This window comes from Streptomyces sp. CT34, assembly GCF_000805335.1.
Taxonomy (GTDB): Bacteria; Actinomycetota; Actinomycetes; order Streptomycetales; family Streptomycetaceae; genus Streptomyces.
The window spans coordinates 6,312,512-6,336,737 of record NZ_KN708638.1; the positions used below are offsets into that span (position 1 = coordinate 6,312,512).

A 24,226-nucleotide genomic window follows, 5' to 3' on the forward strand; every position below is an offset into this window, starting at 1 on the left:
GTTCGGTGCGGCCGGGCACGCGCACACACCGCTGGCCGAGCTGTCCAAGGGGACGAGCCAGAAGGTCGCGGTCGCCCAGGCGCTGCTCGCCGAGCCCGAACTCCTCGTCCTGGACGAGGCATGGACCGGCCTGGACCGAGCCGCCCGCGGGCTTCTCGACCGCGCGGTCGCCGAGCGGGTCGCCGGCGGCGGCACCGTCGTCTTCGTCGATCACGATCCGAGCCGGCTGGCGGGCGCCGCGGATTCCGTATACCGCGTCGCGGACGGGCTGTTGCTGCCCCAGGAGGCCGGTGCGGAGGAGGAGGGGGAACGGCGGGCGGCCCCCGTGGGACCGCGGGTCGTCATCGAGGCGGAGGGTCCGCCGGGCAGCGTCCCGGGGAGCGCCGCGGAGCTGCCCGGGGTGCCGGACATCGTCCCGGGCCCCGGCGGTACGACCCGGCTGACGGTCCCGGCCGCCCACTCCGACGCACTGCTGCGCGCCCTGCTCACCGCCCGGCCGCCCTGGCACATCCGCGCGGTCACCGCCGCCGTGCCACCCCAGGACACCGCCCGCGAACCCCAGCGCGGCACCACCCGGGACGCCCACCAGGCCACTCCCCAGGACACCCCTCACGAGGCGCCCCTCTCATGACCGCTCTGCTCCGCTATCAGGCGGCCCTGCTCGTCCGCTCGCACCGCTGGCTGCCGCCGGTCATCGTCTACGCGGCATTCCTGGCCATCGGTGTCCAGACCGGCGGCCCGATCCTGGACGCGTACGGCTATGCCGCCGCCGGTCTGCTGCCCGTCGCCGTCTGGCTCACCCGGGTCTGCGTCACCAACGAGCCGCCGGCCGCCCGCAATTGCGCCGCGGCAGCCGCCACGCCCGGCCGGGTACACCTCGCCTGTGTACTGACCGCGATCGGCGGCGCAGTGCTCCTCGCGCTCCTCGGTACGGCGTTTGTCGCCCTGCTGTCCGACCCGCACTCCAGCGACCACAAGGTCGCCGTTCCGGTCCTGCCCGCCACCTTTGCCGGGCTGCTCACCGCGCTGACCTGCCTGCTGCCGGGCGTCGCGACCGGCGCGCTGTGCAACTGGCCGGTGCTGCGCCGCCCCGGCTGGGGCGTTCCCGTCGGGCTGGTCGCCGCCCTGCTGCTCCTCGTCCTGGACGGCTCGCCCGCCAACGCCGCGCTGACGGGCATGATCACCGGTTCCGTGCACGGCACGGTCACCGCCCCCGTGCTGCCGTTCGCCGCCGCCCTCCTGGTGTCGGCCGGTGCCACGGCCACCGCCTGCGCCCTGAGCGCGCGCCGCGGCTGACGCTCCGCCTCGGCGGTCCGGCACACCCCTCCGCCCCTCCGTCGGGCACCGCCCGCAAGCCACAACAGGTGAGAACGGCCAGGCCCGGCCCTGCCTTGCCGGGCAGGGCACGGCCCGTCCGGTACGCCTCTGCGGCTGCCACGGTTCCCCTCACGCCGCCGGGTCACCGTCCCGCCCGGCGGCGTAGGCTCGCCCCATGCCGGGCACCGACGAGCACCAGGATCAGCGGGACAGCGCTCCCGGCACCTCAACCACCGTGGAGACCCCCGGCGTTCCGCGCGCCGGGGCGGGACGGGAGGGGGCCGCCGCGCCCTCCGGGGGCGGCTGTTACGCCGATGCGCGCCCGGAGGACGGGCCCGCGGCCGTGCGGCGAAGCGCCGCCGGCCCGCCCGTCGCCGATGGCGGGCAGTCGTTCGCCGACCGCGAGCAGTCCTTCGCCGATTGTGTGCAGTGCCGCCGGCCGACCGAGTACCCGGTCTCCCGCCCCGGCATCGTCCTCTGCCCCGTCTGCGAGTGGCAGGAGGCCCAGCGCTCGGCCTGCTCCGGTTAGCGCGGACGGTCGCCCGATGCGGCCATCGCACCTGCTCCGGCCATCGCACCTGCTCCGGCCATCGCGCCTGATCTGGGCAACGCATCCGACCTGGCCACCGCACCCGAACCGGCCGTCGGCACCCGCGAGGCCGAAGCGCCCGCTCGCCGAGCAGCCGACGAGACCGAGCCGAAGCCGGGCCGGAGCCCGAAGCGCACCCGGCGCCGTGCCCCCGTCCCGCCAACTCCGCGCGCGGGAACGGGAAGGGGACGTCGCCCGTTACGGCACCAACGTCCCCGCGTCCCGGGCCAGGGCCGTCAGGCGGGAGATGGCGCGGAAGTACTTCTTCCGGTAGCCGCCGCGCAGCATCTCGTCGCTGAACAGCTCGTCGAAGGGCTTGCCGGAGGTCAGCACCGGGACCTCCCGGTCGTAGAGCCGGTCCGCGAGGACCACCAGGCGCAGTGCGGTGGACTGGTCCGGCACCGCCTGGACGTCGGTCAGGCAGACCGCCGTGATGCCGTCGCACATCGCGCCGTAGCGGCTGGGGTGCACCTTGGACAGATGCTCCAGGAGGGCGGGGAAGTCGTCGAGCGAGGCGCCGGGGGTGCGGTGCGCCGCCCGGGTCACCGTCTCGTCGTCGTACGGGGCGGGTGCCTCGGGCAGACCGCGGTGGCGGTAGTCCTCGCCGTCGATGCGCAGCGGGTGGAAGTGGGCCGACAGCCCCTGGATCTCGCGCAGGAAGTCCGCCGCCGCGAACCGGCCCTCGCCGAGCTTGCCCGGCAGCGTGTTGGAGGTGGCGGCGAGCGCGACGCCCGCGTCCACCAGCTTGCCGAGGAGGGTGGAGACCAGCACCGTGTCGCCGGGGTCGTCGAGCTCGAACTCGTCGATGCACAGCAGCCGGTGGCCGCTGAGGGTCCGTACGGTCTGTTGGAAGCCGAGCGCGCCGACGAGGTTCGTCAGCTCCACGAAGGTGCCGAACGCCTTGAGTTCGGAGGCCGCGGGGGTCGCGTGCCACAAGGAGGCGAGCAGGTGGGTCTTGCCGACGCCGTAGCCGCCGTCCAGGTAGACGCCGCGCGGGCCCCTGGGGGCGGCCGGCTTCTTGGGGCCCCTGGTGAACCAGCGGCGCCGTCCGCCGTCGACCGCACTCGCGCCGCCGTCGATGCTCGCGGCGAAGGCGCTCAGTGTCCGGACGGCCTCGGCCTGGCCGGGCTGGTTCGGGTCCGGTATGTAGGTGTCGAAGCGGGCGCCCTGGAAGCGCGGCGGCGGCACCATCTCGGCCACCAGACGGTCGGCCGGGACCTGCGGTGCGCGGGCGGTGAGCGCGGCGGGGGCCGCGGCGGTGTCCCCGTTGACCGGGGTGCCGGCTATCGGGGAGGGCTGCGGGGAGGACGAGGGCTGGGAAGGTGACACAGCTGTCCAGCCTAGTCGCTGTGCGGCACCGCCCGGACCGGTGAGCGAGGCATGTCACACTGCGGCCATGCGACGCCTGTTCCCCCTCCCCGCCCTGCCCGCACCGGCCCGTCAGACCGGCGACGCCCCTGCGGAGGCGGTCCCGCCGGCGCCCCCTGAGCCCGGCATGGTCCGCGACTGGATGCTCGACCGCGAGTGGACGCTGGACGAGCTGTCCGATGCCTACGCGTATCCGGAGGCGGACGATCCGGTGCGGTCCGGCCGGGCCGGGTGGCTGCGCGCGAACATGGTGTCCTCCGTGGACGGCGCGGCCCATCACGAGGGGCGTTCGCAGCCGCTCTCCGGGGCCGCGGACATGCGGATCTTCGGAGTGCTGCGGGGACTCGCGGACGCGGTCGTGGTGGGTGCGGAAACGGTCCGGCAGGAGGGCTACCGGCCCGCCCGCGCCCGGGACGCCTTCGCCGCCCGGCGGGCCGCCGCGGGCCAGGGCCCGGCCCCGGCGATCGCGGTGGTGACCGCGGGCCTCGGGCTGGACTTCTCGCTGCCGTTGTTCACCGAGCCGCTGGTGCCCACCCTGGTGCTGACCGGTGCCGGCGCCCCGGCGGACCGGGTACGCGCGGCCCGTGCCGCGGGCGTCGAGGTGCTGTTCGCGGGCGAGGGGACGGGCGTCGACCCGGAACGGGTGACCGGGGCGCTGGCCGAACGGGGGCACACCCGGCTGCTGACGGAGGGCGGGCCGCGGCTCCTCGGGCAGTTCGCCGCGGCCGGGGCGCTGGACGAGATGTGCCTGTCGCTGGCTCCGGTGGTGGCGGTGGGGGACGCGCCGCGGATCATGGACGGTCCCGCGGTGGCGGTCCCCGAGCGGTTCGCCCTGGCGTCCGTGCTGGAGGAGGCCGGGTTCCTGTTCACCCGTTACCGTCGGTCCTGACAAACAGCGGAACTGCCTGTTCCGCTTAGCTTCGGTTGGGCACACTAAAGCCGACAGGTCCCGTGTGGCGACGGGGCAGGATGGTTTCCGTGGGCTCCGTGCCATGCGGCGCCCGGAAGAGAAGAAGGGCGTCCGTCGTGTTCACGAGCGTATTGATGATCGAGAAGCCTCTGACGCCCGCCGACGTCGAGTTTGTGACCACACTGCACGGCGATGACCAGGTCTCTTTCGTGGTCCTCATGCAGCCGCGCGGCAAACAGGACGTCCTGTTGCGGGCGATCGACGATGTCGCCCTGGGGGAGTTCGAGGACGCCGTCCACGAGGGCGCGGAGCCGGGCGGGGACAACGCCGAACTCCCCGCCGAGCGCGCCCTGGCGCACACCCTGGCCCAGCTGCGCGCCGCCGGCGCCGAGGCCGTCGGGCAGGTGGTCCAGGACCACCCGCTGGACCTGCTGAAATCCGTCGTCGACGAGACCGGCGCGGACGAGGTGATCGTGCTGACCGCCCCGCACTTCGTCGAGGAGTTCTTCCACCGCGACTGGGCCTCCCGCGCCCGGCACAAGGTGGGCGTCCCGGTCCTCAAGCTCTTCTCGCACGCGGCCGACGACCAGCCGGAGGCGGACGGCGGCGCCTGAGCCTCCGGGGAGCGCGACGTCCGGCGTGACCGGCTCGTCAACTTCACGCCAACTGCTCACTCAAATGGATTGCTTGGAGCGCGCCGACGGCCCGAATCGGTGCGTTCCTGGTCAGAAAGCGCCATCTGAGGAAAGCCGGAACGAGAAGAGGGAGCGCCATGGCCGAGCAGCGGGAGCCGAACCCGGACCAGGAGCGCGGACGCGAGCGGAACCGCGGACGCGAACGGGAGCGTGACGAGGACACGGAACGCGGCGCGGAGGCGGAGCGCACGGCCGCCGCGGAGAACGAGAAGCCGAAGCCCGCGGCGGACGGGCCGGGCAAGGGCCGGCAGTCCGGCGAGCCCGGCCTGTTCCCCACGTTCTCGCACCGCGACGACTAGGGCCTTGCCGACCTGACCGACCCATCGGGCACGCCCCGGGGCGGCACAGGACGCGACCGGGGCGGCCCGCCCGCGAGGCCGGGCCGCCGGGCCGTCCCGCATCGCCCCGCGCCGTCAAGTGCGGGAGCCGAGGCGGGAGTTCAGCCGCCCGTCCCGTACCTCCGCGATCTCGTCCACCGCGTCCAGATGCGCCCGGTCGTGGGTGACCAGCACCGTCGCGGTGGCCCGCTGGTGGGTGAGGGTGGTCAGCAGGTCGAGGACCGCGGCGCCCCGCTCGTGGTCCAGGGCGCTGGTCGGCTCGTCGACGAGCAGCACCGCGGGCTCGTTCATCAGGGCCCGCGCGATGTTGACCCGCTGCCGCTGGCCGCCCGACAGCTGGTGCGGCCGGCGGTCGGCCCGGTCGGCCAGGCCGACCGCCGCCAGCAGCTCCAGCGCCCGGGACCGGGCCTTGCGGGGCGAGCGGCCGTCCAGTTGGGCCATCACCTGGAGCTGTTCCGCGGCCGTCAGGGAGGGCAGCAGGTTCGGCTGCTGGAAGACCGTCCCGATGGTGGTCCGGCGCAGCGTCGTCAGTTCGGCGCGGCCCAGGCCCGCGGTGTCCGTGCCGTCGATCACCACCCGTCCGCTGTCCGGCGTGATCAGCGTCGCGGCGACCGCCAGCAGGCTGGACTTGCCGGAGCCGGACGGCCCGATCACCGCCGTCATACCGCCCGCCGGCACGGCCAGGGAGACCCGGTCCAGTGCGGTCAGCCGGCCGTCGCCGTCGGGGTAGGTGAGGGTGACAGCGGTCAGTTCGAGGCTCATCGGGCACTTCCCAGGGCGGTCAGCGGGTCTACGGACGTGATGCGGCGGATGGACAGCGCGGCGCCCACGGCACCCAGCGCGATCATGATCAGGGCCGGGACCAGCACGGTGGCCGGGTCGAGGACGAACGGCACGGTGCCGCCGACCGCGGCGCCGACGCCGGCCGCCACCGCGGTGCCCAGGCCGGTGCCGAGCACCAGTAGGACGACGGCCTGTCCGAGCGCGTCCCGCAGCAGCGAGCCGGTCGAGGCGCCGAGCGCCTTGAGGACCGCGACATCGCCGCTGCGCTGGATCGTCCAGACCGTGAAGAACGCGCCGATGACCAGCGCGGAGATGGCGAAGAGGAAGCCGCGCATCAGCTGGAGCGAGCCGTTCTCGGCGCTGTACGAGCCGATGGCCCCAAGGGCCGCGTCCGCGGTCACCGTCCGGGTGCCGAGCTCCTTGTCGGCGGCGGCCAGACCGGACGCCCCGGTGGTGGAGAGGGCGAGGACGGTCGCGCCCCCGGAGTCCGCGGCCCCGCCGGGGCTCCCGGCCAGCCGCCGCCAGTCGCCGAGCGAGGTCCACACGACCGGGGTGTGGCTGTACATCGCCGCCCCGGACACCGTCGCGACGGTGACCGTACGGCCGCCCAGGGCGAGCCGGTCCCCGGCCCGTACGCCGAGGGAGTCGGCGGCCTTGCGGGACAGCACGGCGGCACCGTCGCAGACCGCCCCCGGGGACGGTGCCAGGCGCGAGCCGGGCCGGACGCCGAAGACGGACACCGCCGCCGTCCGGCCGCCGCCCGCCGCGGCCTTGGCCGTGGCGATCCCCAGCGGGTCGGCGCTGCGGACGCCGGGTACCCGGGCCCAGTCCCGTACCGTCCGCTCCGGCAGCCGGGAGTCGGCGAACGACAGCGAGCTGCCTTCGGCGGGGGCGGCGAAGACCAGGTGGTCGGCGGGCAGCGCGGTGATCGCCGAGGTGTTCTCCCGGTCCAGGCCCGCCGTCAGGCCGGACAGCAGACCCACCAGCACCGTGATCAGCACGATGACGGTCCCCATCAGGGCGAACCGGCCCTTGGCGAATCTCAGGTCTCTCCAGGCGACGAACACAGGCTTTGCCATCCTCGGGTCCACGGCGCCGGGCCCGCTGCCCGGCCGGTCGGTTCCCACCGTCGCCCGCCGGCGGGGCGCCGGGCATCGCGCCGAGGAGTGGTTCGCGGCCGTCGAAAGGTGCGGCCCGGCCTCCACCTTTGGATGCCGGTGCTCCACCTTTCGATTGATGCCGGCCGCCGGACCGGCGCTTAGCCTGAAGAGGCCGTGACTGAAGAAGCCGGGACCGACCACTCCCTCACCCCCGTCCTGCGCGCCCTGCGCCTCTGCCTCCATCTGATGGTGGCCGCGCTGCTCGGGCTCGCCGCCGTACGCGCGGTGGCCGACCGGTCACCCGCCGCCCCGGCCGTCGTCGCCACCGCCGTCGTGCTCCTCGCCCTGTACGTCCTCGGCCCGGCGCTGCCCCGCGTGCGCACGTCCTCCCGGGCCGCCGCGCTCTGGCTGGCCGCGGTGGTCCTGGTCTGGATGGTGCTGCTGGCGCTCACCCCGGACGGCGTCTGGCTGGCCTTCCCGCTCTACTTCCTCCAGCTGCACCTGCTGCCGCTGCGCTGGGCGCTGCCCGCCGTCGCGGCCAGTACGGCCCTCGCCATCGCCGGATTCGCCTGGCACACCCGCTCGCTCGGTGTCGGCACGGTCCTCGGCCCCGTCCTGGGCGCGGCCGTCGCGGTCGCCGTCGTCCTCGGCTACCAGGCCCTCTACCGGGAGAGCGAGCAGCGCCGCCGGCTCATCGAGGAGCTCACCGAGGCCCGCAGCGAACTGGCCGCCGCCGAACGGGCCGCCGGTGTGCTCGCCGAACGGGAGCGGCTGGCCCGCGAGATCCACGACACCCTCGCCCAGGGCCTGTCCAGCATCCAGCTGCTCCTCAGGGCCGCCGAGCGCGCCATCCCGGAGCGGCCCGAAACCGCTCTCGGCCATGTCCGGCAGGCCCGTACGGCCGCCGTCGACAACCTCGCCGAGGCGCGCCGCTTCGTGCGCGCGCTGAGCCCGCCGGACCTGGAGGCCGGCTCGCTGCCCGCCGCCCTGGAGCGGCTGTGCGCCGCCACCGCCCGCACGTCCGGGCTCGCCGTGCACTGCCAGGTCTCCGGTGCCCCCACCGCCCTGCCCACCCCGCACGAGGTCGCCCTGCTGCGCATCGCCCAGTCCGCGCTCGCCAACACCGTCCAGCACGCCGCCGCCCGGCGCGTCGAGCTGACCCTCAGCTACATGGACACCGAGGTCGCGCTGGACGTCGTCGACGACGGCGCCGGGTTCGTGCCCTCCGAGGTGCCGCCGCCCGGCTCCGCCGCCGTCTCCGGCACCGGCTTCGGGCTGGCCGCGATGCGCGCCCGGGCCCGCGCCCTCCAGGGGACCCTCGCCGTGGAGTCCGCCCCAGGGGAGGGCACCGCCCTGGCCGTCACCCTGCCCTGCCCCGCCGCCACCGCTGCCCAGGAGGCCACCCTGTGACCACGACCGGCGCCCCCGTCCGGCTGCTGCTCGCCGACGACCACCCCGTCGTACGGGCCGGGCTGCGCGCCGTCCTGGAGACCGAACCGGACTTCACCGTCGCCGCGGACGTCCCGACCGCCGAACAGGCCGTGGACCTCGCCGGGCAGCTGGAGGTCGACGTGGTCCTGATGGACCTCCAGTTCGGCGGCCGGATGCTCGGCGCCCAGGCCACCGCCCAGATCACCGCCCGCCCCGGTGCGCCCCGTGTGCTGGTCCTGACCACGTACGACAGCGACGCCGACATCCTCGCCGCCATCGAGGCGGGCGCCACCGGCTACCTCCTCAAGGACGCCCCGCCCGAGGAGCTGGCCGCCGCGGTGCGCACCGCCGCCGCCGGGAAGTCCGCGCTCGCCCCCACCATCGCGCTGCGCCTGATGGACCGGATGCGCACCCCGGCCACCGCGCTCTCCCGGCGCGAGACCGAGGTGCTGCAACTGGTCGCCGACGGCCTGTCGAACGCGAAGATCAGCAAGCAGCTCTTCCTCAGCCAGGCGACCGTCAAATCCCACCTCGTCCACATCTACGCCAAGCTGGGCGTCGACTCCCGTACGGCCGCGGTCGCCGCCGCCACCGCCCGCGGTCTGATCCGCCGCTGAACCGGTTCCGGCCGCCGCGGGCGTGCCCCGCCGCGGTCCTCGGACCGGCGCTGTCGGTGCCGGGTGCGAGAATCGTCGACAGCACGACGACACCACGCACGACAGCACCACGCCGTACGACGACGACAGCAGCACCGCACGCGACGCTCGACGATCAGGGAGATCCACCCATGGCACCCGCCATCCCAGCCTCGATGGACCGGCCGCACTTCATCGGCATCGGCGGAGCCGGCATGTCGGGCATCGCCAAGATCCTCGCGCAGCGCGGCGCCCGGGTGGCGGGCAGCGACGCCAAGGACTCCGCGACCGCCCGCGCGCTGCGCGACCTCGGCGCCACCGTCCACATCGGGCACGCCGCCGAGCACCTCGCCCCCGACGCCACCAGCGTCGTCGTCTCCTCCGCGATCCGCGCCGACAACCCCGAGCTGGCCGCCGCCCGGCAGCGCGGCCTCCCCGTCGTCCACCGCTCCGACGCCCTCGCCGCCCTCATGGACGGCCTGCGCCCCATCGCCGTCGCCGGCACCCACGGCAAGACCACGACCACGTCCATGCTCGCCGTCTCCCTCGGCGCCCTCGGCCTCAAGCCCTCGTACGCCATCGGCGGCGACCTCGACGCCCCGGGCTCCAACGCCGAGCACGGCACCGGCCAGATCTTCGTCGCCGAGGCCGACGAGAGCGACCGCAGCTTCCACAAGTACGCCCCCGAGGTCGCCATCGTCCTCAACGTCGAGCTGGACCACCACGCCAACTACGCCTCGATGGACGAGATCTACGACTCCTTCGAGACGTTCGTGGGCCGCATCCGCCCCGGCGGCACCCTCGTCATCGCCGCCGACCACCCCGGCGCCCGCGAGCTGACCGCCAGGATCGCCGGCCGCCACGACATCGAGGTCGTCACCTACGGCGAGTCCAAGGACGCGGACGTCCGCATCCTCCAGATCACCCCGCACGGCCTCGCCAGCGACGTCACCGTCACCCTCACCAGCGGCAAGATCCTCACCTTCACCGTCTCCGTCCCCGGCCGGCACTACGCCCACAACGCCGTCGCCGCCCTGGCCGCCGGCGTCGCCCTCGACCTGCCGCCGCACACCCTCGCCGACGCCCTCGGCAAGTACACCGGCGTCAAGCGCCGCCTCCAGCTCCAGGGCGAGGCCGCCGGCGTCCAGGTCATCGACTCCTACGCCCACCACCCCACCGAGATGACCGCCGACCTGGAGGCCATCCGCGGCGCCACCCAGGAGGACGGCGGCCGGATCCTCGTCGTCTTCCAGCCGCACCTCTTCTCCCGCACCCAGGAGCTCGGCACGGAGATGGGCCGGGCACTGGCCCTCGCCGACGCCTCCGTCGTCCTGGACATCTATCCCGCCCGCGAGGACCCGATCCCCGGCGTCAGCAGCGCCCTGATCATCGACGCCGCACGGGCCGCCGGCGCCGAGGTCGCCCCCGAGAGCGACCAGAGCGCGATCCCGGACCTGATCGCCGGAATGGCGAAGCCCGGTGACCTTGTTCTCACCATGGGCGCGGGCGATGTGACCGACCTCGGCCCCGCCATCCTGACCCGCCTGGGCAGCTGAGCTGAGGAGGCCCCAGATGCCGTACGAGATCGACAAGCCCGACGAGCAGTGGCGCGCCGAGCTGACCCCCGCCGAATACCAGGTCCTGCGCCAGGCCGGCACCGAGCCCGCCTTCGTCGGCGAGTACACCGACACCAAGACCGCCGGCGTCTACTCCTGCCGGGCCTGCGGCGCCGAACTGTTCCGCTCCGACACCAAGTTCGAGAGCCACTGCGGCTGGCCGAGCTTCTGGGATGCACGCAACTCGGACGCGGTGGAACTCCTGCCCGACAATTCACACGGGATGGTGCGGACCGAGGTGCGGTGCGCGAAGTGTGGCTCGCACCTGGGGCACGTCTTCGAGGGTGAGGGCTATCCGACGCCGACGGACCAGCGGTACTGCATCAACTCGATCTCGTTGCGGCTGATTCCGGACGAGGGTTGAGATTCGTGTCGATTGTCAGCTGGTCGACGGTCGAGTCAGTCGTGGTCTGAGGTTGGCGTTGCCCGGACGATGGTCGGCGGCGAGGCTGAGCACCATGCCGTTGGCCGCGCCCTCACTGCCCGCGTGGAGGGCGGGGTCTGCTCGGCAGTCGGCGCCCCTATCCGAGACACGTGCGGCACCTCGATGAGATCGTCCGCCCGGCCAACCTCTTCTCTGTGAAAGCGGATTCGCACGATCGACTCGGTCATGTGACAAGGGCCATGGGACATGGATCTCGCGATGTGAGGCGGGTATCCGCCGCGACGGCACCGTCACCGGCAAGCTCGGTCCGGCTACCCGACCACAGCCGTCGCTTGCACTGAGTGCAGGACCGGCCAAGTAGGGCATTCACCGGCCAGTTGGAGCACTCGGTCGTAGGACGCTCCGTCGGCCTTCGGAACTGCTCGTCTAGGCTGGTTGGCACCGACAAGGCAGGCCCGGCGGGTGCGGCGGGAGTTCTCACGGTTCAGAGGAGGCCTGCCCTCGCCGCTGGAGGATCGACGCGCCATGTGTCCGGACCATCACGCCTCACCGGCGGATTCGAGCCCGTCGAACTCGTCACCAGCCGTCTCGCGGCCGTCGGCGGACGTTCCCACGCGCCGGTTCTGGTGGGAGAGTCGTCGGAGCATGCTGTTCGACGCCGTCGTCGCGTTGGGCTGCGCGATGGCGTACGTCGTGCTCGCCGAGTTCCCGGGGGGCTATCCGTTCGGGCTGCCCGCACCGGTCTTCTTCGCACTCGCGGTCACCGCGGGTCTGGCACTCATCTGGCGGCGCCGCTGGCCGAAGGCGGTATGCCTGGGGATCATCGCTGCCACCCCGTTCCAGGCGACGCTCTTCGCGTTGCCCGTCAGCCTGTACTCCTTGGCCAGGTACGGCCGCGGTGGTCGCAGTCTGGTCGTTCTGACAGCGGGTGCGGGGCTTGCCGCCGCCGTCGCACTGCTGGAGTCCGGCCTGGCCAGTCTGCTGAACCGCCTTCCGTTCATGATCCTTCTGGTGGCGGGACCGGTGGTGTTGGGCATGTACGCGAGAGCCCGGCGCATGGTGGTGGAGGGCTTGCGGGAGAAGGCCGAGCGGCTGGAACGCGAACAGCGCCTCCTCGCCGTCCAGGCCCGGATGGAGGAACGGACCAGGATCGCCAGGGAGATGCACGACGTGGTGGCCCACCGGGTGAGCCTGATGGTCATCCACTCCGGCACTCTGGAGGTTGATCCGGCGAACAGTGAAAAGACCATCCGCACCGCGGAATTGGTCGGCGGGATCGGCCGGCAGGCCTTGGAGGAGCTGCGCCAGGTACTCGGCGTGCTGCGGACGGACGACGAGGGCGACGAGTCCGCACCGCGCACACCGCAGCCCACCTTGGCCGATGTATCGCTGCTGGTCGAACAGTCGCGCGCCACCGGCATGCGGATCGAGCTGACGCAGTCGGGAACCGTCCGGCCGCTGGATGCGTCGTGCGAGCGCACCGCGTACCGGCTGGTCCAGGAGGCGCTGACCAACGTGCACAAGCATGCGCCTGGCGCCGCCACACACGTCGATCTGCACTACACGCCCGACGCCCTGCGGGTCACCGTGGAGAATGAGGCTAGCCTGGACGCTCCGCCGACCGGTCTGCCAAGCGGCGGCCATGGTCTGATCGGGCTCGGTGAACGCGTCACCGTCCTGGGAGGCACCTTCGAGGCCGGCGCGCGGCCGGACGGCGGATTCCGGGTCGCCGCCGTCCTCCCCACGACACCTGCCACCACCTGAGAGGCCGCTCCATGAGCGTTCGCGTCCTGCTCGCCGACGACGAGGATCTCGTCCGATCCGGCCTGAGCCTGATTCTGCAGGCCGATCCCGACATCTCGGTGGTCGCCGAGGCGTGCGACGGGGCGCAGGCCGTGCACCTGGCGCGTACACACCAGCCGGATGTGGTGCTCATGGACATCCGGATGCCGGTCATGGACGGTCTGGCCGCGACGAAGGAGATCACCAGGCTTCCCCATTCCCCCAAGGTGGTGGTGCTGACCACCTTCGACCTGGACGAATACGTGCACGCGACGTTGCAGGCCGGTGCGATGGGTTTCCTGCTGAAGAACACCCCGCCCCGCGATCTGATCCGCGCGGTCAAGACGGTCGGCGGCGGTGACGCCATGCTCGCCCCGTCGGTGACCCGCCGCCTGCTCTCCGCCTTCGCCACCCGCGACACCGACCGGACCGCCAACGCCCGTAACCGTCTCGCCGACCTGACCGCACGTGAACGCGAGGTGCTGAAGCTCGTCGGCGAGGGGAAGTCCAACGCGGAGATCGGCAGTTGCCTGCACATGAGCGAGGCCACGGTGAAGACCCACGTCAGCCGGGTCCTTGCCAAGCTCCAGTGTGGCAACCGCGTCCAGGCCGCGATCGTTGCCCACGACGCCGGCCTGCTCGCCACGTAGCACGCCCGCAGCCCTCCACGGGCGTACCCGGGCCGGCTCAGACGTCGCGTCGCGTCAGCAGGTACTGCGCCACTCCCATGGCTGCCGCCGTCGACGCGCACAGCACCGCGAAGCCGCCCCATGGCGGGAGACCGCCGAGCATCGGGCCGACCTGCGTGATCGCGAGTCCCGCGCTGGGGGGCGTCATGCCGACGGGCAGGAACCTCTCCAGCCCGCTGACCGGGGAACCGGACACGAGCAGCGGCACGACGAAGATCAGCACGAACATCACGATGATGCCGCCGGCCGTGCCACGCACGATCGTGGTCACCGCGAGCGAGAGCACGGCCAGCGCACTCAGATAGGGCCCGAATCCGAGCACCGCCCGGACCACCTGCGGATCCGCGAACGTACCCACGACAGCCGGTGCGGATGCGTACACGACGGCGAAGGAAACCACGCTCAACAGCACCCCTGCGACCAGCGCGAGTGCCCCCACCACGAACGCCTTCGCCATGAGCCAACGGGCCCGCCGCGGCACGCCCCCCAGCGAGGTACGGATCATCCCCGTGCCGTATTCGCTGCCGATACTTGTGGCGGCGAGGACCACCACGGCCAACTGGCCGAAGCTCAGGCCCAGGTGGCTCATGCTCACCAGAACCTCGATGGCCTGCCGGCCCTGCGCCTGTTCCTTGAACGCGAACAGTACGGCGATGCCGACCGCAAGCGCGGTCAGGGCGAGCAGACACCAGACAATGGTGCCCACGGTGCGGATCTTGACCCATTCCGAACGGACCAGGTTGGCGAACACCGGCTCGCCCGGACGGCCACGTCGTAGGAGGACAGGAGCGGTGGCGGACATGGAGATACCCATCTGAGAGAAGTCGTGCCTGAGAGAAGTCGTGCCTGCGCCGCGGTGGCGGCATCAGATCTGGTCGGGGGTCCGGGTGCGGTACTCCACGCTCTGTCCGGTCAGCTCCATGAACGCCGCCTCCAACGAGACGCGCTGCTCGGAGAGTTCATGCAGCGCGGCACCGCACTCGAACGCCAGCGTGGAGATCCGCGCGGCATCGAGACCGGACACCAGGAGGGTGTCTGCGCCGTCGACGGTGACCTCACCGCCCGCCTGCCGGAGCCGTACGTCGAGTTGATCAGCCTGCGGGGTGCGTACCTTGACCGTACGGCGTGAACTGCTCCCGACGACCTCCCGCACACCGGCGTCGGCGATGAGCCGGCCCCGGCCGATCACCACGAGATGGTCCGCGGTCAACTCCATCTCGCTCATGAGATGGCTGGACACGAACACGGTGCGGCCCTCGGCGGCGAGCCCCCTCATCAGGTCGCGGATCCAGCGGACGCCCTGCGGATCGAGACCGTTGACCGGCTCGTCGAACAGCAGGACCTGCGGATCGCCGAGAAGAGCGGCGGCAATGCCCAGCCGCTGGGCCATGCCCAGCGAGAACCCACCGACCCGCTTCCGGGCCACCGAGCCGAGACCGGTGACCTCCAGCACCTCACTCACCCGCCGACGCCCGATCCCGTTGCTGTATGCCAACCCCAGCAGATGGCCGTACGCGCTGCGACCGGGATGGACCGCCTTTGCGTCGAGCACCGCGCCCACCTCGTGCATCGGATGACGCAGCTGGTGGAACGGCCTGCCGTCGATCAGCGCACTGCCCGACTGAGGATGATCCAGGCCGAGGAACATCCGCATCGTGGTGGACTTACCCGCCCCGTTCGGACCCAGGAACCCAGTTACCTGCCCGCCACGCACCGTGAACGACAAGTCATCCACTGCCACCTTTCCGTCATAAGCCTTCCTCAGCGCCCTGGCCTCCAACATCGCACCGCCCAACGCGCACGCTCCCTTCCCTCGCTGCCCAGCCGATTTCCGGCTGCTCCAGCACCGTACGAAGCGGTTGCGCCCAACGGGACGGCCGAAAGGTGAAAGCGTCCTCCGCGCATCGTCCCGACCTTGCGTCGGCTTCCTCCCACCAATGACGGATGAGCCGCTACATCGATCGACGGACCCGGCACGAACAGGAACGGGGGCTCGGCACGCCGCCCGGCGGCAGGACGCGGCGGGCATGAGGGGAGTGGCCGCGGCCGGGGAGGCGATCAGAGGGGCGGGGTGGGCCCCGATGGCCCCTCGGTCGGACGGTGACCTTCGGCGGCTCTTCGTCGCGAACTCCCCGCGCGGGTTGAGGGCCGCCGGTCATGGCGAGCCCTCAGTCGCTGGGTTCGGCGTCCACCTCGGCGGCCGGCGCAGAGATCGTCGGCCACCTCGGAGGCGAACAGATCGACTTCGTTCGCAAGGACGTCGCCGGACTGTCGTCGGACACTCCCATCGTGGTCTTCAGCCATATCCCGCTGTTCGCCATGTACCCGCAGTGGAGCTGGAGCACCGACGACGCCCTCAATGTCATCGCCCTCCTGCGCCGCTTCTCCTCCGTCACCCATCTCAACGGGCACGTCCACCAACTGTTCACCAAGACAGACGGCCACATCACCTTCCACTCCGCCACCACCACCGCCTACCCCCTGCCCAAACCGGGCCGCGCCCCCGCCCCCGCCCCGCAGGTCGTCCCTGCCCGGCAGCTCAAAGACGTACTCGGCATCCGCAGCGTCGGCCACCGCCAGGGCGACCGCGAACTGGCCATCAAGGAGCAGAGGCTGGCATGAACACCCGAAGACTCCTCGCCCCCACCCTGCGGTCGGCGATCGCCGCAACCCTCGCTGCCGGCGGATACATCCACGCCCGGCTCTACATCGACGGGTACCGCTTCATCCACATCATCGGCCCCCTGTTCCTGCCCCAGGCCGGCGCTTCCTTCGCCCTCGCCGCCCTGCTGCTGGTCGGGACACCACCCCTGCCGCTGCGGACCGCCGCGGCAGGCGTCGCCCTCGGCGCCCTCGGCGGCTTCACCGCCTCGCGCACCGTAGGCGTATTCGGATTCACCGAGCACGGTCTGCAGCCCGAGCCGCAAGCCGTCCTCAGCCTCCTCGCCGCAACCGGCACGCTGCTGCTCCTCGCCATCTGGCAGGCGACCTTGACCAGACAACCCCGCGCAGCCCGACCGCCCGTCAGGACACCCCACCGAGCCACCACCCGACTGAAGCACCACCACGAAGCCGCCCGGGATGCCTGCGTGCCGCCTCCGGGCGCGGCCAGACCGGCAAGCCACACACCACCGCACGGGCCACCACGACAGAACGACACGACAGAACGACACGGCAGCGCAGGGCGATCATGCGGGTGCTCACCGGTTGCCAGGATTTCGTATCGGCCCAGGCACTGCGCACCCTGCTGCTTCCCGAAGCCCCCTCGCCCGGCCTGACACCGACCACTCTCCACCGCGCTGCGCGAGCCGCAGGCGGACAGCGGTGTGGCTGCCGGACGCGAACAGAGAGGCCGACGGGGCGCACCGGCTGCGTCCCACCGACCGGCACCGCCACCCCAGCCGTGCCGCGACTGCAGCACACCCCGCCCGCGGACACCGACAACGTCGAGAGGCGGGCCAGTCACCACGCCTGCGACGTCGCCTTCGCCGCCGAACGCACCGCCGACCTCAACGGCACCATCTGCGCCACCCACCCCTCATCCCCGAACCAAGGAGTACCCCATGTACCTGGAACCGCGCCCAGGAACCGCCTGGCCGAGCCCGCACCTCCGCGAACTGAGGGCTGCCGTCCACGCCTTGCTCGGCCTGGACGACGACACTGCCGTCAAAATCCGCCAACTCGTCTGTGGCGAAGTCGGCTGCCACCGCTGGAAACCGTCGTCGAGGTGCTGTCCATGGACGGCGAGGCCCACCGCTGGACGCTCCACCACCCTGCTGAGCAGATCACCGAGAACGAGCTGCGGGCCACCCTGCTCCACCACCGACGGAGCTGACCGGAACCTGACCTGAACTGCCCCTGTATCCCGACGAATCCCGATAACTGCGCGACAAGCGGCTTGCGGTCACCGCACTGACCGCCGTCCGCGGCTTCGGAAAACCCCCTCAACCACATGCCCACCAGGACGAGTTCGGCGAGTGCGAGGTCGCCGCGAACCCGGCCCCACACCGCCCATCAACGAACACCGCCCGAGCTGCGGGCCGTTCTCCACCATGGGCACGGCGTGGTCGACTTGGCTGCCGGGCCTCCGTGCCTGGGAAGATCCTGGGGTCGTTCGGCGTGGGGAGGGGACAGTTGTGACTGGGCGGAGCAGCGCCTGGAAATACACGGGTAGCCGCCACCTTGCTGCCAATCCGACGCATACCTATGGTCAACTCCGGGTGCACAGCCGCAGAAGCGCGGGCAGATTCCGGCTACCCACCACCCGGCGAGCCGCACCGTGCACCGGCTCCCCGCGGCGTGCTCCCTGACCAGGCGATCAAGCGGATCCGGACCGTGTTCACCACTCGGGCCGGTCAATTCCCCGCGTCTCTGCTCAAGATCTGCCTCCGACGCCGAGCCGGGCATGGACGCCCTGACCCTCCGGCATTGGCGGTGGAGGCATGCGCGCGGACGACGCGGAGTCTGTGAAGTCGGCGCATCGAGCCATACGGGCCGGCCCGCTCCTCACCCGACCACTCAGGGCAGAGCTACAGCTCAGGCGGGCCGCTCGAGGGGTGCGGGAGTAGCGTGAATCCACGAACCATGACGGCTGGCCCTCCTTCTACGACCCCAAGGACACCGACGCCGTGGAGCTCCTGGAGGACCGCAGCCACGGCATGCGCCGCACCGAGGTCCGCTGCGCACGCTGCGGCTCCCACCTCGGCCATGTCTTCGAGGGTGAGGGCTACCCGACGCCGACGGACCAGCGGTACTGCATCAACTCGATCTCGTTGCGGCTGACTCCGGACGAGGGTTGAGCGGACCGGCGGCGACGGGAGCCGCGGTCGGCCGGACGCGGTGCGCGCAGGGCGCAGCCAGGGAGCCGGAGGAGTCAAGCCCCGTTGGTTCTCGGGGAGTTGGTAGCGCCCCGGTCCGCGTGGGCCCCGCAGGCCGGTGTGATCCACTGTGGCGACGCGGCCCGCTCACCGGGCGGGCCGCAGGCCGGAGGCGTCCGGCACGTCAGCGGGCCGTAGTGACGATGTCCTCATCGACGATCTCCTCGCCGTTCCGGGGCCGGTGCGACGGCGTGACCGCGTGCGCGGCGATCGGGGAGGTCGGTCACGTGGGGCCGGTCACCTCGTCGCTGCCGGTACCGTCACCGCCGTCAGTACCAGGCCCGCCCCGATCAGCCACCGGCCGGTGAACTCGGCCAGCTGCCGGCCGTCGACGACCGGGCCGGGGACGAGGAGGCGGGCGGTGAACGTGGCGTCGCTCGGGTCGAGGGTCAGCCGCGCGTCCTCGAAGCCGAGCCAGCGGCCGGTGAGCGGGTACCACGCCTTGTAGACGCTCTCCTTGGCGCTGAAGACCAGCCGGTCCCAGGAGATCTCCGGCTGGTGGGTTGCGAGCCGGGAGATCTGGGCGCGCTCCTCGGGGAGCGAGACCAGGCCCAGGACGCCGGGATCGCCGATGGGCTCGTTCGGCTCCGCGTCCAGGCCCAGCGCGCGGAAGTCCGCCGCGCGGGCCACCGCCGCGGCGCGGTAGCCGGTGCAGTGGGTCATCGCGCCGACCACGCCGTCCGGCCAGCGCGGGGCGCGGCCCGGCCCGGGGAGCACCGGGGCCGGCGCGACACCGAAGGCGGCCAGCGCCCGGCGGGCGCAGTTGCGTACGGTGCCGAACTCCCGACGGCGGTGCGGAACGGCGTTCGCGACCAGGGCCCGCTCCTCCGGGTACATCTCCTCGACCGGGTCGTCGTGGAAGGACTCGGCGGCGGATATCGGGGCGGGCAGCAGTTTCTCGATCACGCAGGGACTCCGGTGGTCGCGACGGGGAGGATCTGGACCGGGCGGCCGGGGGAGCCGGAGCGGCGCCGCCATTCGCGAGGGTAGCCGAGCGATACCTCCTGGTGCGGCACACCGTCCGAGATGAGCAGGCGGGGGATGTGCAGATGCCCGTAGACGACGGACGCGGCGCGGAAGCGGCGGGGCCAGTCGGCGGTGGCCTCGGTGCCGCACCACAGGGCGAACTCCGGGTACCACAGGGGCCGGGTGGGTTCGCGGACCAGCGGCCAGTGGTTGACGAGGACGGTCGCGGCGTCGTCCGGGAGGGCGGCGAGCCGGGCCTCCGTCTCCGCCAGCCGGGCCCGGCACCACGCCTCGCGCGTCGGATAGGGGTCGGGGTGCAGGAAGTACTCGTCGGTGCAGACCACCCCGGCCTTCTCGGCGAGGGCCAGCGCCTCCTCCTTGGAGTCCACCCCCGGCATCCGGAAGGTGTAGTCGTAGAGCAGGAACAGCGGTGCGATGACGACCGGGCCGCCGGTGCCCTCCCAGACCGGATAGGGGTCCTCGGGGGTGAGGACGCCCAACTCCCGGCAGATCCCGACCAGATGCTCGTAGCGGGCCACCCCGCGCAGCTGTACGGGGTCCTTGTCGGGGGTCCACAGCTCGTGGTTGCCCGGCACCCACACCACCTTGGCGAACCGCTCGCTCAGCAGGGTGAGCGCCCAGCGGATGTCGGCTTCGTACTCCCCGACGTCCCCGGCGACCAGCAGCCAGTCGTCGTCGGACTCCGGCCGTATCCGCTCGACGATGTCGCGGTTCTCCTCGTACCGGACGTGCAGGTCGCTGACGGCGACCAGCCGGCCCTCCCGGGACGCGGGGGCCGGCCCGACGGTGGCGCGCTCGGCGCCGGGGGCGAAGGTGCGGATCTCGTAGGTCACCTATGAAGTAAAGACGGTGACGCGGGGAGAGTGAAGCGCCTCCCGGCATCCAGGGGAGTGTGCCGCGGGGCTGTCACGGGGCCGTCATCCGCCCGTCACCGTGCCCCGGGGCGGGGGCGCCGCCGCGCCGGATGCGGGTGGCGAGCCAGAGGTCGAAGCGGTCGTCGGGGTCCTCGAGGCGGCGGCCGGTGAGGTCCATGGCCTTGTCCAGGCGGTTGCGCACGGTGTGGCGGTGCACGCCGAGGCGGCGGCTGGTGGCGTCCCAGGCGCCACCGGTCTCCAGCCAGGCGGCGAGGGTGGCGATCAGCTCCTCGCCGTTGTCCGCGAGGTCCAGCGGGCCCAGGACGGTATCGGCGTAGCCGTGCAGCGTACGGCGGTCGCCCAGGTCCAGCAGCAGCCGGGCGGCCTCGCTCTGCCGGGCCTCCGCGGGCCGGCCGCTGGTCCGGCTGACGGCGAGCAGCCCGGTCGCCTGGTGCAGCGACACCCGCACCGCCTCCGGTGCGGCGGCCGGCCCGATGCCCGCCGGGCAGTGCGGGGCGAACCGGCCGAGCACCGTGTGGACGTCCAGTTCCTCGCCCACCACCGCCTCGATCACCGGGCCCGGTACGGACGCCGAGTCGGCCCTCACCCGGACCAGCCCGCCGGGCATCGCCAGCGCCAGATCGGCGGCCATCTCCTGCGCGGCGCCCTCGGCCGCCCCGGCCCCCGGCGGCGGGCCGCCGGCGTGCGCCCCCGGTGGCGCGGCCTCCACGACGACCGCCCGCACCCGTTCCGCGGTCAGGCCCGCCGAGGCGAGCAGGTCCCGGGCCCGGTCCGCCGGCAGGTCCTCGTCCGCCAGCAGCTCCGACAGCAGCGCCGACCGGCGCCGTCGCTCCGGCTCGTCGCGCAGATGGCGCCGCTCCAGCTCCAGGGAGAGCAGCGAGACCAGCCCCGGGACGACGGAGCGGGCGGCGTCGTCCGGGCGGCCGGTGAGCAGCAGCAGCCCGCGCAGCCGGCGGGCGCCCAGCGGCTGCACCTCCAGCTGCTGCCCGCCGGCGGTGCTCGACGCGCTGCCGCGCAGCCCGCGGGCGGCGACCCGCTCGATCAGCTCGCGGGCCTGCCCGAGCGGCGCCCCCGCCTCCCGCTCACCGGCCGCCAGCTGCCGCCCCAGCGGGTCCAGGACGGTCGCACCGACGCCGGTGGCGGCGGTCCACTCCTCCAGCATCGGCCGGAGCCCGTCGCTGGTCGCCGCCGCGGCCGTCAGCCGCCGCTGGGTGGCGAACGCCCGGTGCAGCACCTCGCGTTGCTCGTCGGCGCGGGCGTCGAAGACCGCCTTGGTGACGGCGATGAACGGCACCTCGTCCGGCACCGTCAGCAGCGGCAGGCCCGCTTCCCTGGCCGCCGTGACCAGCGGCGCCGGCGCCTCCTGGTACGGGAGTCCCTGCCCCAGCCCGAGCGCCAGGCAGGCCGCGCCCCCCTCGGCCACGTCCCGGACGTACGCCCGGCAGGCGGCCGGCTCCATCGGCAGCAGCAGGCCGATGGTCATCAGCAGCTCGCCGCCCTGGAGCCACTTCCCCGGGGCCGGCAGATCGGAGACGGTCGCCGCCTCGACGGTGCGCGCCAGCAGCTCCGGCGGTACGTCGTAGGCCACCGTCAGATGCAGGCCGGGCCGGTCCAGCAGGTCCGAGATTCGCAGAGGCATGGACACAGGGTCCATCACACAGCTGTTGAACGGACGAACCGGCACGTGCGCGGAGTGCTTGCCGGCGGGTGGGCGCTACCGGTTTCGTTCGCAGTGCGCTGCCCCTTCAGGGCGGTGGTGAGGTGAATCGTTGGCCCGCCGCTCAGCTACGCGGCGGCCCGGTGGGAATCTCCACCCTTCAGGCCGGAGAGCGTCAATCCTCCGTCTCCACCAGCACCGCCGACTCCGGCGCCAGCCGCAGCACCCCGTCGCCGTCCGGAAGCCGCGGCTCCGGCCAGCCCGCCAGCGCCCGGAACGCCGGCGTCCGGTCCCCCGTCGTCCGGGCCGCTCCGGCGACCGGGACGGCGGCCGTGCCGCGCGCCGCGAGGTTGACCGCCAGCCCGAGCGGGCCGCGGCGCAGCAGCAGCCAGCGGGCCGCCTCGTCGTAGCCGACCCGGGTGCGGGCCGGGTCCGGGTCGGTCAGCGCGGGGTGGTCGCGGCGCAGCGCGAGCAGGGTGCGATACCAGGCCAGCAGCGCGGCGTGCGGCTCGGCGGCGGGTTCGGACCAGTCCAGGACGCAGCGGTCGCGGGTGGCCGGATCCTGCGGGTCCGGCCAGTCGGCGGCGGGCCGGTCCCCGTTGGCCGCCGCACCGCCCTCCTGGGCGGCGAACTCCCGCCGCCGCCCGGCCCGTACGGCCTCGGCCAGCTCCGGGTCCGTGTGGTCGGTGAAGTACTGCCAGGGCGTACGCGCCCCCCACTCCTCGCCCATGAAGAGCATCGGTGTGAACGGCGCGCAGGCCACCAGCGCGGCGCCGCAGGCGAGCAGCCCGGGGGAGAGGTGGGCGGTGAGCCGGTCGCCGAGCGCGCGGTTGCCGATCTGGTCGTGGGTCTGGGTGTAGCCGAGCAGCCGGTAGGGCGGCGTCGCCCGCAGGTCGAGCGGTGCGCCGTGCGCCCGGCCGCGGAAGCTGGAGTAGCTGCCGTCGTGGAAGAAGCCGCCGGTCAGGGTCTTGGCGAGGGCGGCCAGCGGGGCACGCGCGAAGTCCGCGTAGTAGCCGTGCGATTCGCCGGTCAGCGCGGTGTGCAGGGCGTGGTGGAAGTCGTCGTTCCACTGGGCGTGCAGGCCGTGCCCGCCGCTGGTGCGCGGTGCGGTGGTGCGCGGATCGTTGCGGTCGGACTCGGCGATCAGGAACAGCGGGCGGCGCAGATGTCCGGCCAGCGCGTCCACGGCGGCGGACAGTTCGGCCAGGAAGTGCCGGGCGCGGCCGTCGTGCAGCGCGTGCACGGCGTCCAGCCGGAGCCCGTCGATACGGTAGTCGCGCAGCCAGCCCAGCGCGCTGCCGACGAGATAGCGGCGCACCTCGTCGGAACCGGGGGCGTCCAGATTGACCGCCGCGCCCCAGGGCGTGTGGTGGGTGCCGGTGAAGTACGGCCCGAATTCCGGGAGATGGTTGCCGGACGGGCCGAGGTGGTTGTGGACCACGTCGAGGACGACGCCGAGGCCGTGGCCGTGCGCCGCGTCCACGAAGCGCTTGAGCCCGTCCGGGCCGCCGTACGGCTCGTGCACCGCCCAGGGGGCGATCCCGTCGTAGCCCCACCCGTGGGTGCCGGGGAACGGGCAGACCGGCATCAGGGAGACATGGGTGATGCCCAGGCCGGCGAGGTGGCCGAGGCGGGCCGCGGCGGCGTCGAAGGTGCCCTCCGGGGTGAACGTCCCGATGTGCAGCTCGTAGAGGACCGCGCCGGGCAGCGGGCGGCCGGGCCAGGGGTGCCGCCAGGCGAACCGGCCGTGCTCGACGACCGCGCCGGGGCCGCCGGGGCCGTCCGGCAGCCGGGCGGCCCGCGGGTCGGGGGGCGGCGGGGCGCCGTCGATCCGGAAGGCGTAGCGGTCGCCGTGCCGGGCCGGCGCCTCGGCGCGCCACCAGCCCGCGCGGCCGGCGTCGCGCACCAGCGGGACGGCCGGTTCGGCGGACCGGTCACCCGCCCACTGGAGAGCGACCCGCCCGGCGTCCGGCGCCCATACCTCGAACAGCACGGCCGTCCTCCTTCGTTCGCGCCCGGCCGGGAACGCCCCGGCCCCTGACGACGAAAGCACGCCGCCGCGCCGCCGGACAGTGCGACGTGGCGCGGCGGGCCGGTATCGGGCCGGTGCGCTGCGCCGTTCCGGCGAGCCGCGCCGTGCCCCGCCTGCCCGCCGCACCGACATCGCCTGGACACCGGCTCACGGTGGCCGG

At 73.2% G+C, this 24,226-nt stretch carries 23 protein-coding genes and 1 pseudogene; 15 read left to right on the forward strand and 9 right to left on the reverse strand.

Features of this window, described 5'->3' with window-relative positions; all coding sequences use genetic code 11:
* From RZ84_RS39940 to RZ84_RS41790, 3 genes are all read left to right on the forward strand, one after another.
* Positions 1-631: ATP-binding cassette domain-containing protein (locus RZ84_RS39940; protein ID WP_241777875.1), on the forward strand; the 631-nt coding region annotated here is incomplete at its 5' end.
* On the forward strand, positions 628-1,296 hold the full coding sequence (locus RZ84_RS39945; protein WP_043266723.1) for a hypothetical protein: 669 nt from the start codon (positions 628-630) through the stop codon (positions 1,294-1,296). The genes RZ84_RS39940 and RZ84_RS39945, both read left to right, overlap by 4 nt.
* Positions 1,297-1,660: 364 nt before the next feature.
* On the forward strand, positions 1,661-1,846 hold the full coding sequence (locus tag RZ84_RS41790) for a hypothetical protein (RefSeq protein WP_052230564.1): 186 nt from the start codon (positions 1,661-1,663) through the stop codon (positions 1,844-1,846).
* A gap of 258 nt (positions 1,847-2,104) precedes the next feature.
* Here RZ84_RS41790 and zapE read toward each other — a convergent pair whose 3' ends face one another.
* Positions 2,105-3,193, reverse strand: a complete 1,089-nt coding sequence (gene zapE / locus RZ84_RS27520; RefSeq protein WP_043270968.1) for a cell division protein ZapE — start codon at positions 3,191-3,193, stop codon at positions 2,105-2,107.
* Positions 3,194-3,302: 109 nt separating this feature from the next.
* Between zapE and RZ84_RS27525 the strand changes: the two genes are divergently transcribed.
* The 3 genes from RZ84_RS27525 (at position 3,303) to RZ84_RS27535 (ending at position 5,178) form a co-directional block, all read left to right on the forward strand.
* Positions 3,303-4,163, forward strand: coding sequence for a pyrimidine reductase family protein (locus RZ84_RS27525; protein ID WP_078894246.1), 861 nt, complete (start codon positions 3,303-3,305; stop codon positions 4,161-4,163).
* Positions 4,164-4,318: 155 nt separating this feature from the next.
* The gene (locus RZ84_RS27530; protein ID WP_043266727.1) at positions 4,319-4,798 is read left to right on the forward strand and encodes a hypothetical protein; all 480 of its coding nucleotides are present in this window, start codon (positions 4,319-4,321) and stop codon (positions 4,796-4,798) included.
* Between the two features lie 158 nt (positions 4,799-4,956).
* Positions 4,957-5,178 carry a hypothetical protein gene (locus tag RZ84_RS27535; protein ID WP_043266729.1) on the forward strand — a complete coding sequence of 74 codons (222 nt, stop codon included), beginning with the start codon at positions 4,957-4,959 and terminating at the stop codon, positions 5,176-5,178.
* 114 nt (positions 5,179-5,292) lie between these two features.
* Here the strand turns inward: RZ84_RS27535 and RZ84_RS27540 are convergent, their stop codons facing one another.
* The gene (locus RZ84_RS27540; RefSeq protein ID WP_043266731.1) at positions 5,293-5,979 is read right to left on the reverse strand and encodes an ABC transporter ATP-binding protein; all 687 of its coding nucleotides are present in this window, start codon (positions 5,977-5,979) and stop codon (positions 5,293-5,295) included.
* Positions 5,976-7,067: an ABC transporter permease gene (locus RZ84_RS27545; protein WP_043266733.1), complete on the reverse strand. Its 1,092-nt coding sequence runs from the start codon at positions 7,065-7,067 to the stop codon at positions 5,976-5,978. Before RZ84_RS27545 ends, RZ84_RS27540 begins: the two co-directional genes overlap by 4 nt.
* Before the next feature lie 207 nt (positions 7,068-7,274).
* Here RZ84_RS27545 and RZ84_RS27550 point away from each other — a divergent pair, with 207 nt between their 5' ends.
* The 6 genes from RZ84_RS27550 to RZ84_RS27575 all read left to right on the forward strand — a co-directional run bounded on the left by RZ84_RS27550 (position 7,275) and on the right by RZ84_RS27575 (position 13,599).
* Positions 7,275-8,510, forward strand: a complete 1,236-nt coding sequence (locus RZ84_RS27550) for a sensor histidine kinase (protein ID WP_043266734.1) — start codon at positions 7,275-7,277, stop codon at positions 8,508-8,510.
* Positions 8,507-9,148, forward strand: a complete 642-nt coding sequence (locus RZ84_RS27555) for a response regulator (protein ID WP_043266735.1) — start codon at positions 8,507-8,509, stop codon at positions 9,146-9,148. The genes RZ84_RS27550 and RZ84_RS27555 overlap by 4 nt, the downstream gene beginning before the upstream one ends.
* A gap of 170 nt (positions 9,149-9,318) precedes the next feature.
* A complete protein-coding gene (murC, locus tag RZ84_RS27560; RefSeq protein ID WP_043266736.1) occupies positions 9,319-10,722 on the forward strand; it encodes a UDP-N-acetylmuramate--L-alanine ligase in 1,404 nt (467 codons plus the stop codon).
* A gap of 16 nt (positions 10,723-10,738) precedes the next feature.
* The gene (gene msrB / locus RZ84_RS27565; RefSeq protein ID WP_043266738.1) at positions 10,739-11,146 is read left to right on the forward strand and encodes a peptide-methionine (R)-S-oxide reductase MsrB; all 408 of its coding nucleotides are present in this window, start codon (positions 10,739-10,741) and stop codon (positions 11,144-11,146) included.
* Positions 11,147-11,812: 666 nt separating this feature from the next.
* Positions 11,813-12,931 carry a sensor histidine kinase gene (locus RZ84_RS27570; RefSeq protein WP_052230177.1) on the forward strand — a complete coding sequence of 373 codons (1,119 nt, stop codon included), beginning with the start codon at positions 11,813-11,815 and terminating at the stop codon, positions 12,929-12,931.
* An 11-nt stretch (positions 12,932-12,942) separates the two neighbouring features.
* Positions 12,943-13,599, forward strand: a complete 657-nt coding sequence (locus RZ84_RS27575; protein ID WP_043266740.1) for a response regulator transcription factor — start codon at positions 12,943-12,945, stop codon at positions 13,597-13,599.
* Positions 13,600-13,636: 37 nt separating this feature from the next.
* On the opposite strand, the gene RZ84_RS27580 is transcribed toward RZ84_RS27575, so the two are convergent.
* Both RZ84_RS27580 and RZ84_RS27585 read right to left on the reverse strand, forming a co-directional pair.
* On the reverse strand, positions 13,637-14,440 hold the full coding sequence (locus tag RZ84_RS27580; protein WP_157878903.1) for an ABC transporter permease: 804 nt from the start codon (positions 14,438-14,440) through the stop codon (positions 13,637-13,639).
* Positions 14,441-14,503: 63 nt separating this feature from the next.
* The gene (locus RZ84_RS27585) at positions 14,504-15,421 is read right to left on the reverse strand and encodes an ABC transporter ATP-binding protein (protein ID WP_043266745.1); all 918 of its coding nucleotides are present in this window, start codon (positions 15,419-15,421) and stop codon (positions 14,504-14,506) included.
* A gap of 374 nt (positions 15,422-15,795) precedes the next feature.
* On the opposite strand from RZ84_RS27585, the gene RZ84_RS27590 reads away from it, so the two are divergent.
* The 3 genes and pseudogenes from RZ84_RS27590 to RZ84_RS27600 all read left to right on the forward strand — a co-directional run.
* The gene (locus RZ84_RS27590) at positions 15,796-16,260 is read left to right on the forward strand and encodes a metallophosphoesterase family protein (RefSeq protein WP_241777876.1); all 465 of its coding nucleotides are present in this window, start codon (positions 15,796-15,798) and stop codon (positions 16,258-16,260) included.
* On the forward strand, positions 16,257-16,916 hold the full coding sequence (locus RZ84_RS37120) for a hypothetical protein (RefSeq protein ID WP_241777877.1): 660 nt from the start codon (positions 16,257-16,259) through the stop codon (positions 16,914-16,916). The genes RZ84_RS27590 and RZ84_RS37120 overlap by 4 nt, the downstream gene beginning before the upstream one ends.
* A gap of 1,302 nt (positions 16,917-18,218) precedes the next feature.
* Positions 18,219-18,437: pseudogene (locus RZ84_RS27600) on the forward strand (peptide-methionine (R)-S-oxide reductase); the annotation flags it as partial.
* A 315-nt stretch (positions 18,438-18,752) separates the two neighbouring features.
* Here the strand turns inward: RZ84_RS27600 and RZ84_RS27605 are convergent.
* The 4 genes from RZ84_RS27605 to treZ all read right to left on the reverse strand — a co-directional run bounded on the left by RZ84_RS27605 (position 18,753) and on the right by treZ (position 24,027).
* Complete coding sequence (locus RZ84_RS27605; RefSeq protein WP_043266747.1) at positions 18,753-19,421, reverse strand: 4'-phosphopantetheinyl transferase family protein; 669 nt, start codon at positions 19,419-19,421, stop codon at positions 18,753-18,755.
* On the reverse strand, positions 19,418-20,335 hold the full coding sequence (locus tag RZ84_RS27610; protein WP_043266749.1) for a metallophosphoesterase family protein: 918 nt from the start codon (positions 20,333-20,335) through the stop codon (positions 19,418-19,420). The genes RZ84_RS27605 and RZ84_RS27610 overlap by 4 nt, the downstream gene beginning before the upstream one ends.
* A gap of 73 nt (positions 20,336-20,408) precedes the next feature.
* The gene (locus tag RZ84_RS27615) at positions 20,409-22,016 is read right to left on the reverse strand and encodes a PucR family transcriptional regulator (RefSeq protein ID WP_043266751.1); all 1,608 of its coding nucleotides are present in this window, start codon (positions 22,014-22,016) and stop codon (positions 20,409-20,411) included.
* Between the two features lie 193 nt (positions 22,017-22,209).
* Positions 22,210-24,027 (reverse strand): malto-oligosyltrehalose trehalohydrolase, encoded by a 1,818-nt coding sequence (gene treZ / locus RZ84_RS27620; protein WP_043266753.1) that lies wholly within the window; start codon positions 24,025-24,027, stop codon positions 22,210-22,212.
* Positions 24,028-24,226: the final 199 nt, after the last annotated feature.

Excerpts from the sequence above, each read along its gene's own strand:
- RZ84_RS39945 (WP_043266723.1), top strand. The coding sequence starts at position 628 with ATGACCGCTCTGCTCCGCTATCAGGCGGCCCTGCTCGTCCGCTCGCAC.
- RZ84_RS27525 (WP_078894246.1), top strand. The coding sequence starts at position 3,303 with ATGCGACGCCTGTTCCCCCTCCCCGCCCTGCCCGCACCGGCCCGTCAG.
- RZ84_RS27530 (WP_043266727.1), top strand. The coding sequence starts at position 4,319 with ATGATCGAGAAGCCTCTGACGCCCGCCGACGTCGAGTTTGTGACCACA.
- RZ84_RS27535 (WP_043266729.1), top strand. The coding sequence starts at position 4,957 with ATGGCCGAGCAGCGGGAGCCGAACCCGGACCAGGAGCGCGGACGCGAG.
- RZ84_RS27540 (WP_043266731.1), bottom strand. The coding sequence starts at position 5,979 with ATGAGCCTCGAACTGACCGCTGTCACCCTCACCTACCCCGACGGCGAC.
- murC (WP_043266736.1), top strand. The coding sequence starts at position 9,319 with ATGGCACCCGCCATCCCAGCCTCGATGGACCGGCCGCACTTCATCGGC.
- msrB (WP_043266738.1), top strand. The coding sequence starts at position 10,739 with ATGCCGTACGAGATCGACAAGCCCGACGAGCAGTGGCGCGCCGAGCTG.
- RZ84_RS27570 (WP_052230177.1), top strand. The coding sequence starts at position 11,813 with ATGCTGTTCGACGCCGTCGTCGCGTTGGGCTGCGCGATGGCGTACGTC.
- RZ84_RS27575 (WP_043266740.1), top strand. The coding sequence starts at position 12,943 with ATGAGCGTTCGCGTCCTGCTCGCCGACGACGAGGATCTCGTCCGATCC.
- RZ84_RS27580 (WP_157878903.1), bottom strand. The coding sequence starts at position 14,440 with ATGTCCGCCACCGCTCCTGTCCTCCTACGACGTGGCCGTCCGGGCGAG.
- RZ84_RS27585 (WP_043266745.1), bottom strand. The coding sequence starts at position 15,421 with ATGTTGGAGGCCAGGGCGCTGAGGAAGGCTTATGACGGAAAGGTGGCA.
- RZ84_RS27590 (WP_241777876.1), top strand. The coding sequence starts at position 15,796 with ATGGCGAGCCCTCAGTCGCTGGGTTCGGCGTCCACCTCGGCGGCCGGC.
- RZ84_RS37120 (WP_241777877.1), top strand. The coding sequence starts at position 16,257 with ATGAACACCCGAAGACTCCTCGCCCCCACCCTGCGGTCGGCGATCGCC.
- RZ84_RS27615 (WP_043266751.1), bottom strand. The coding sequence starts at position 22,016 with ATGCCTCTGCGAATCTCGGACCTGCTGGACCGGCCCGGCCTGCATCTG.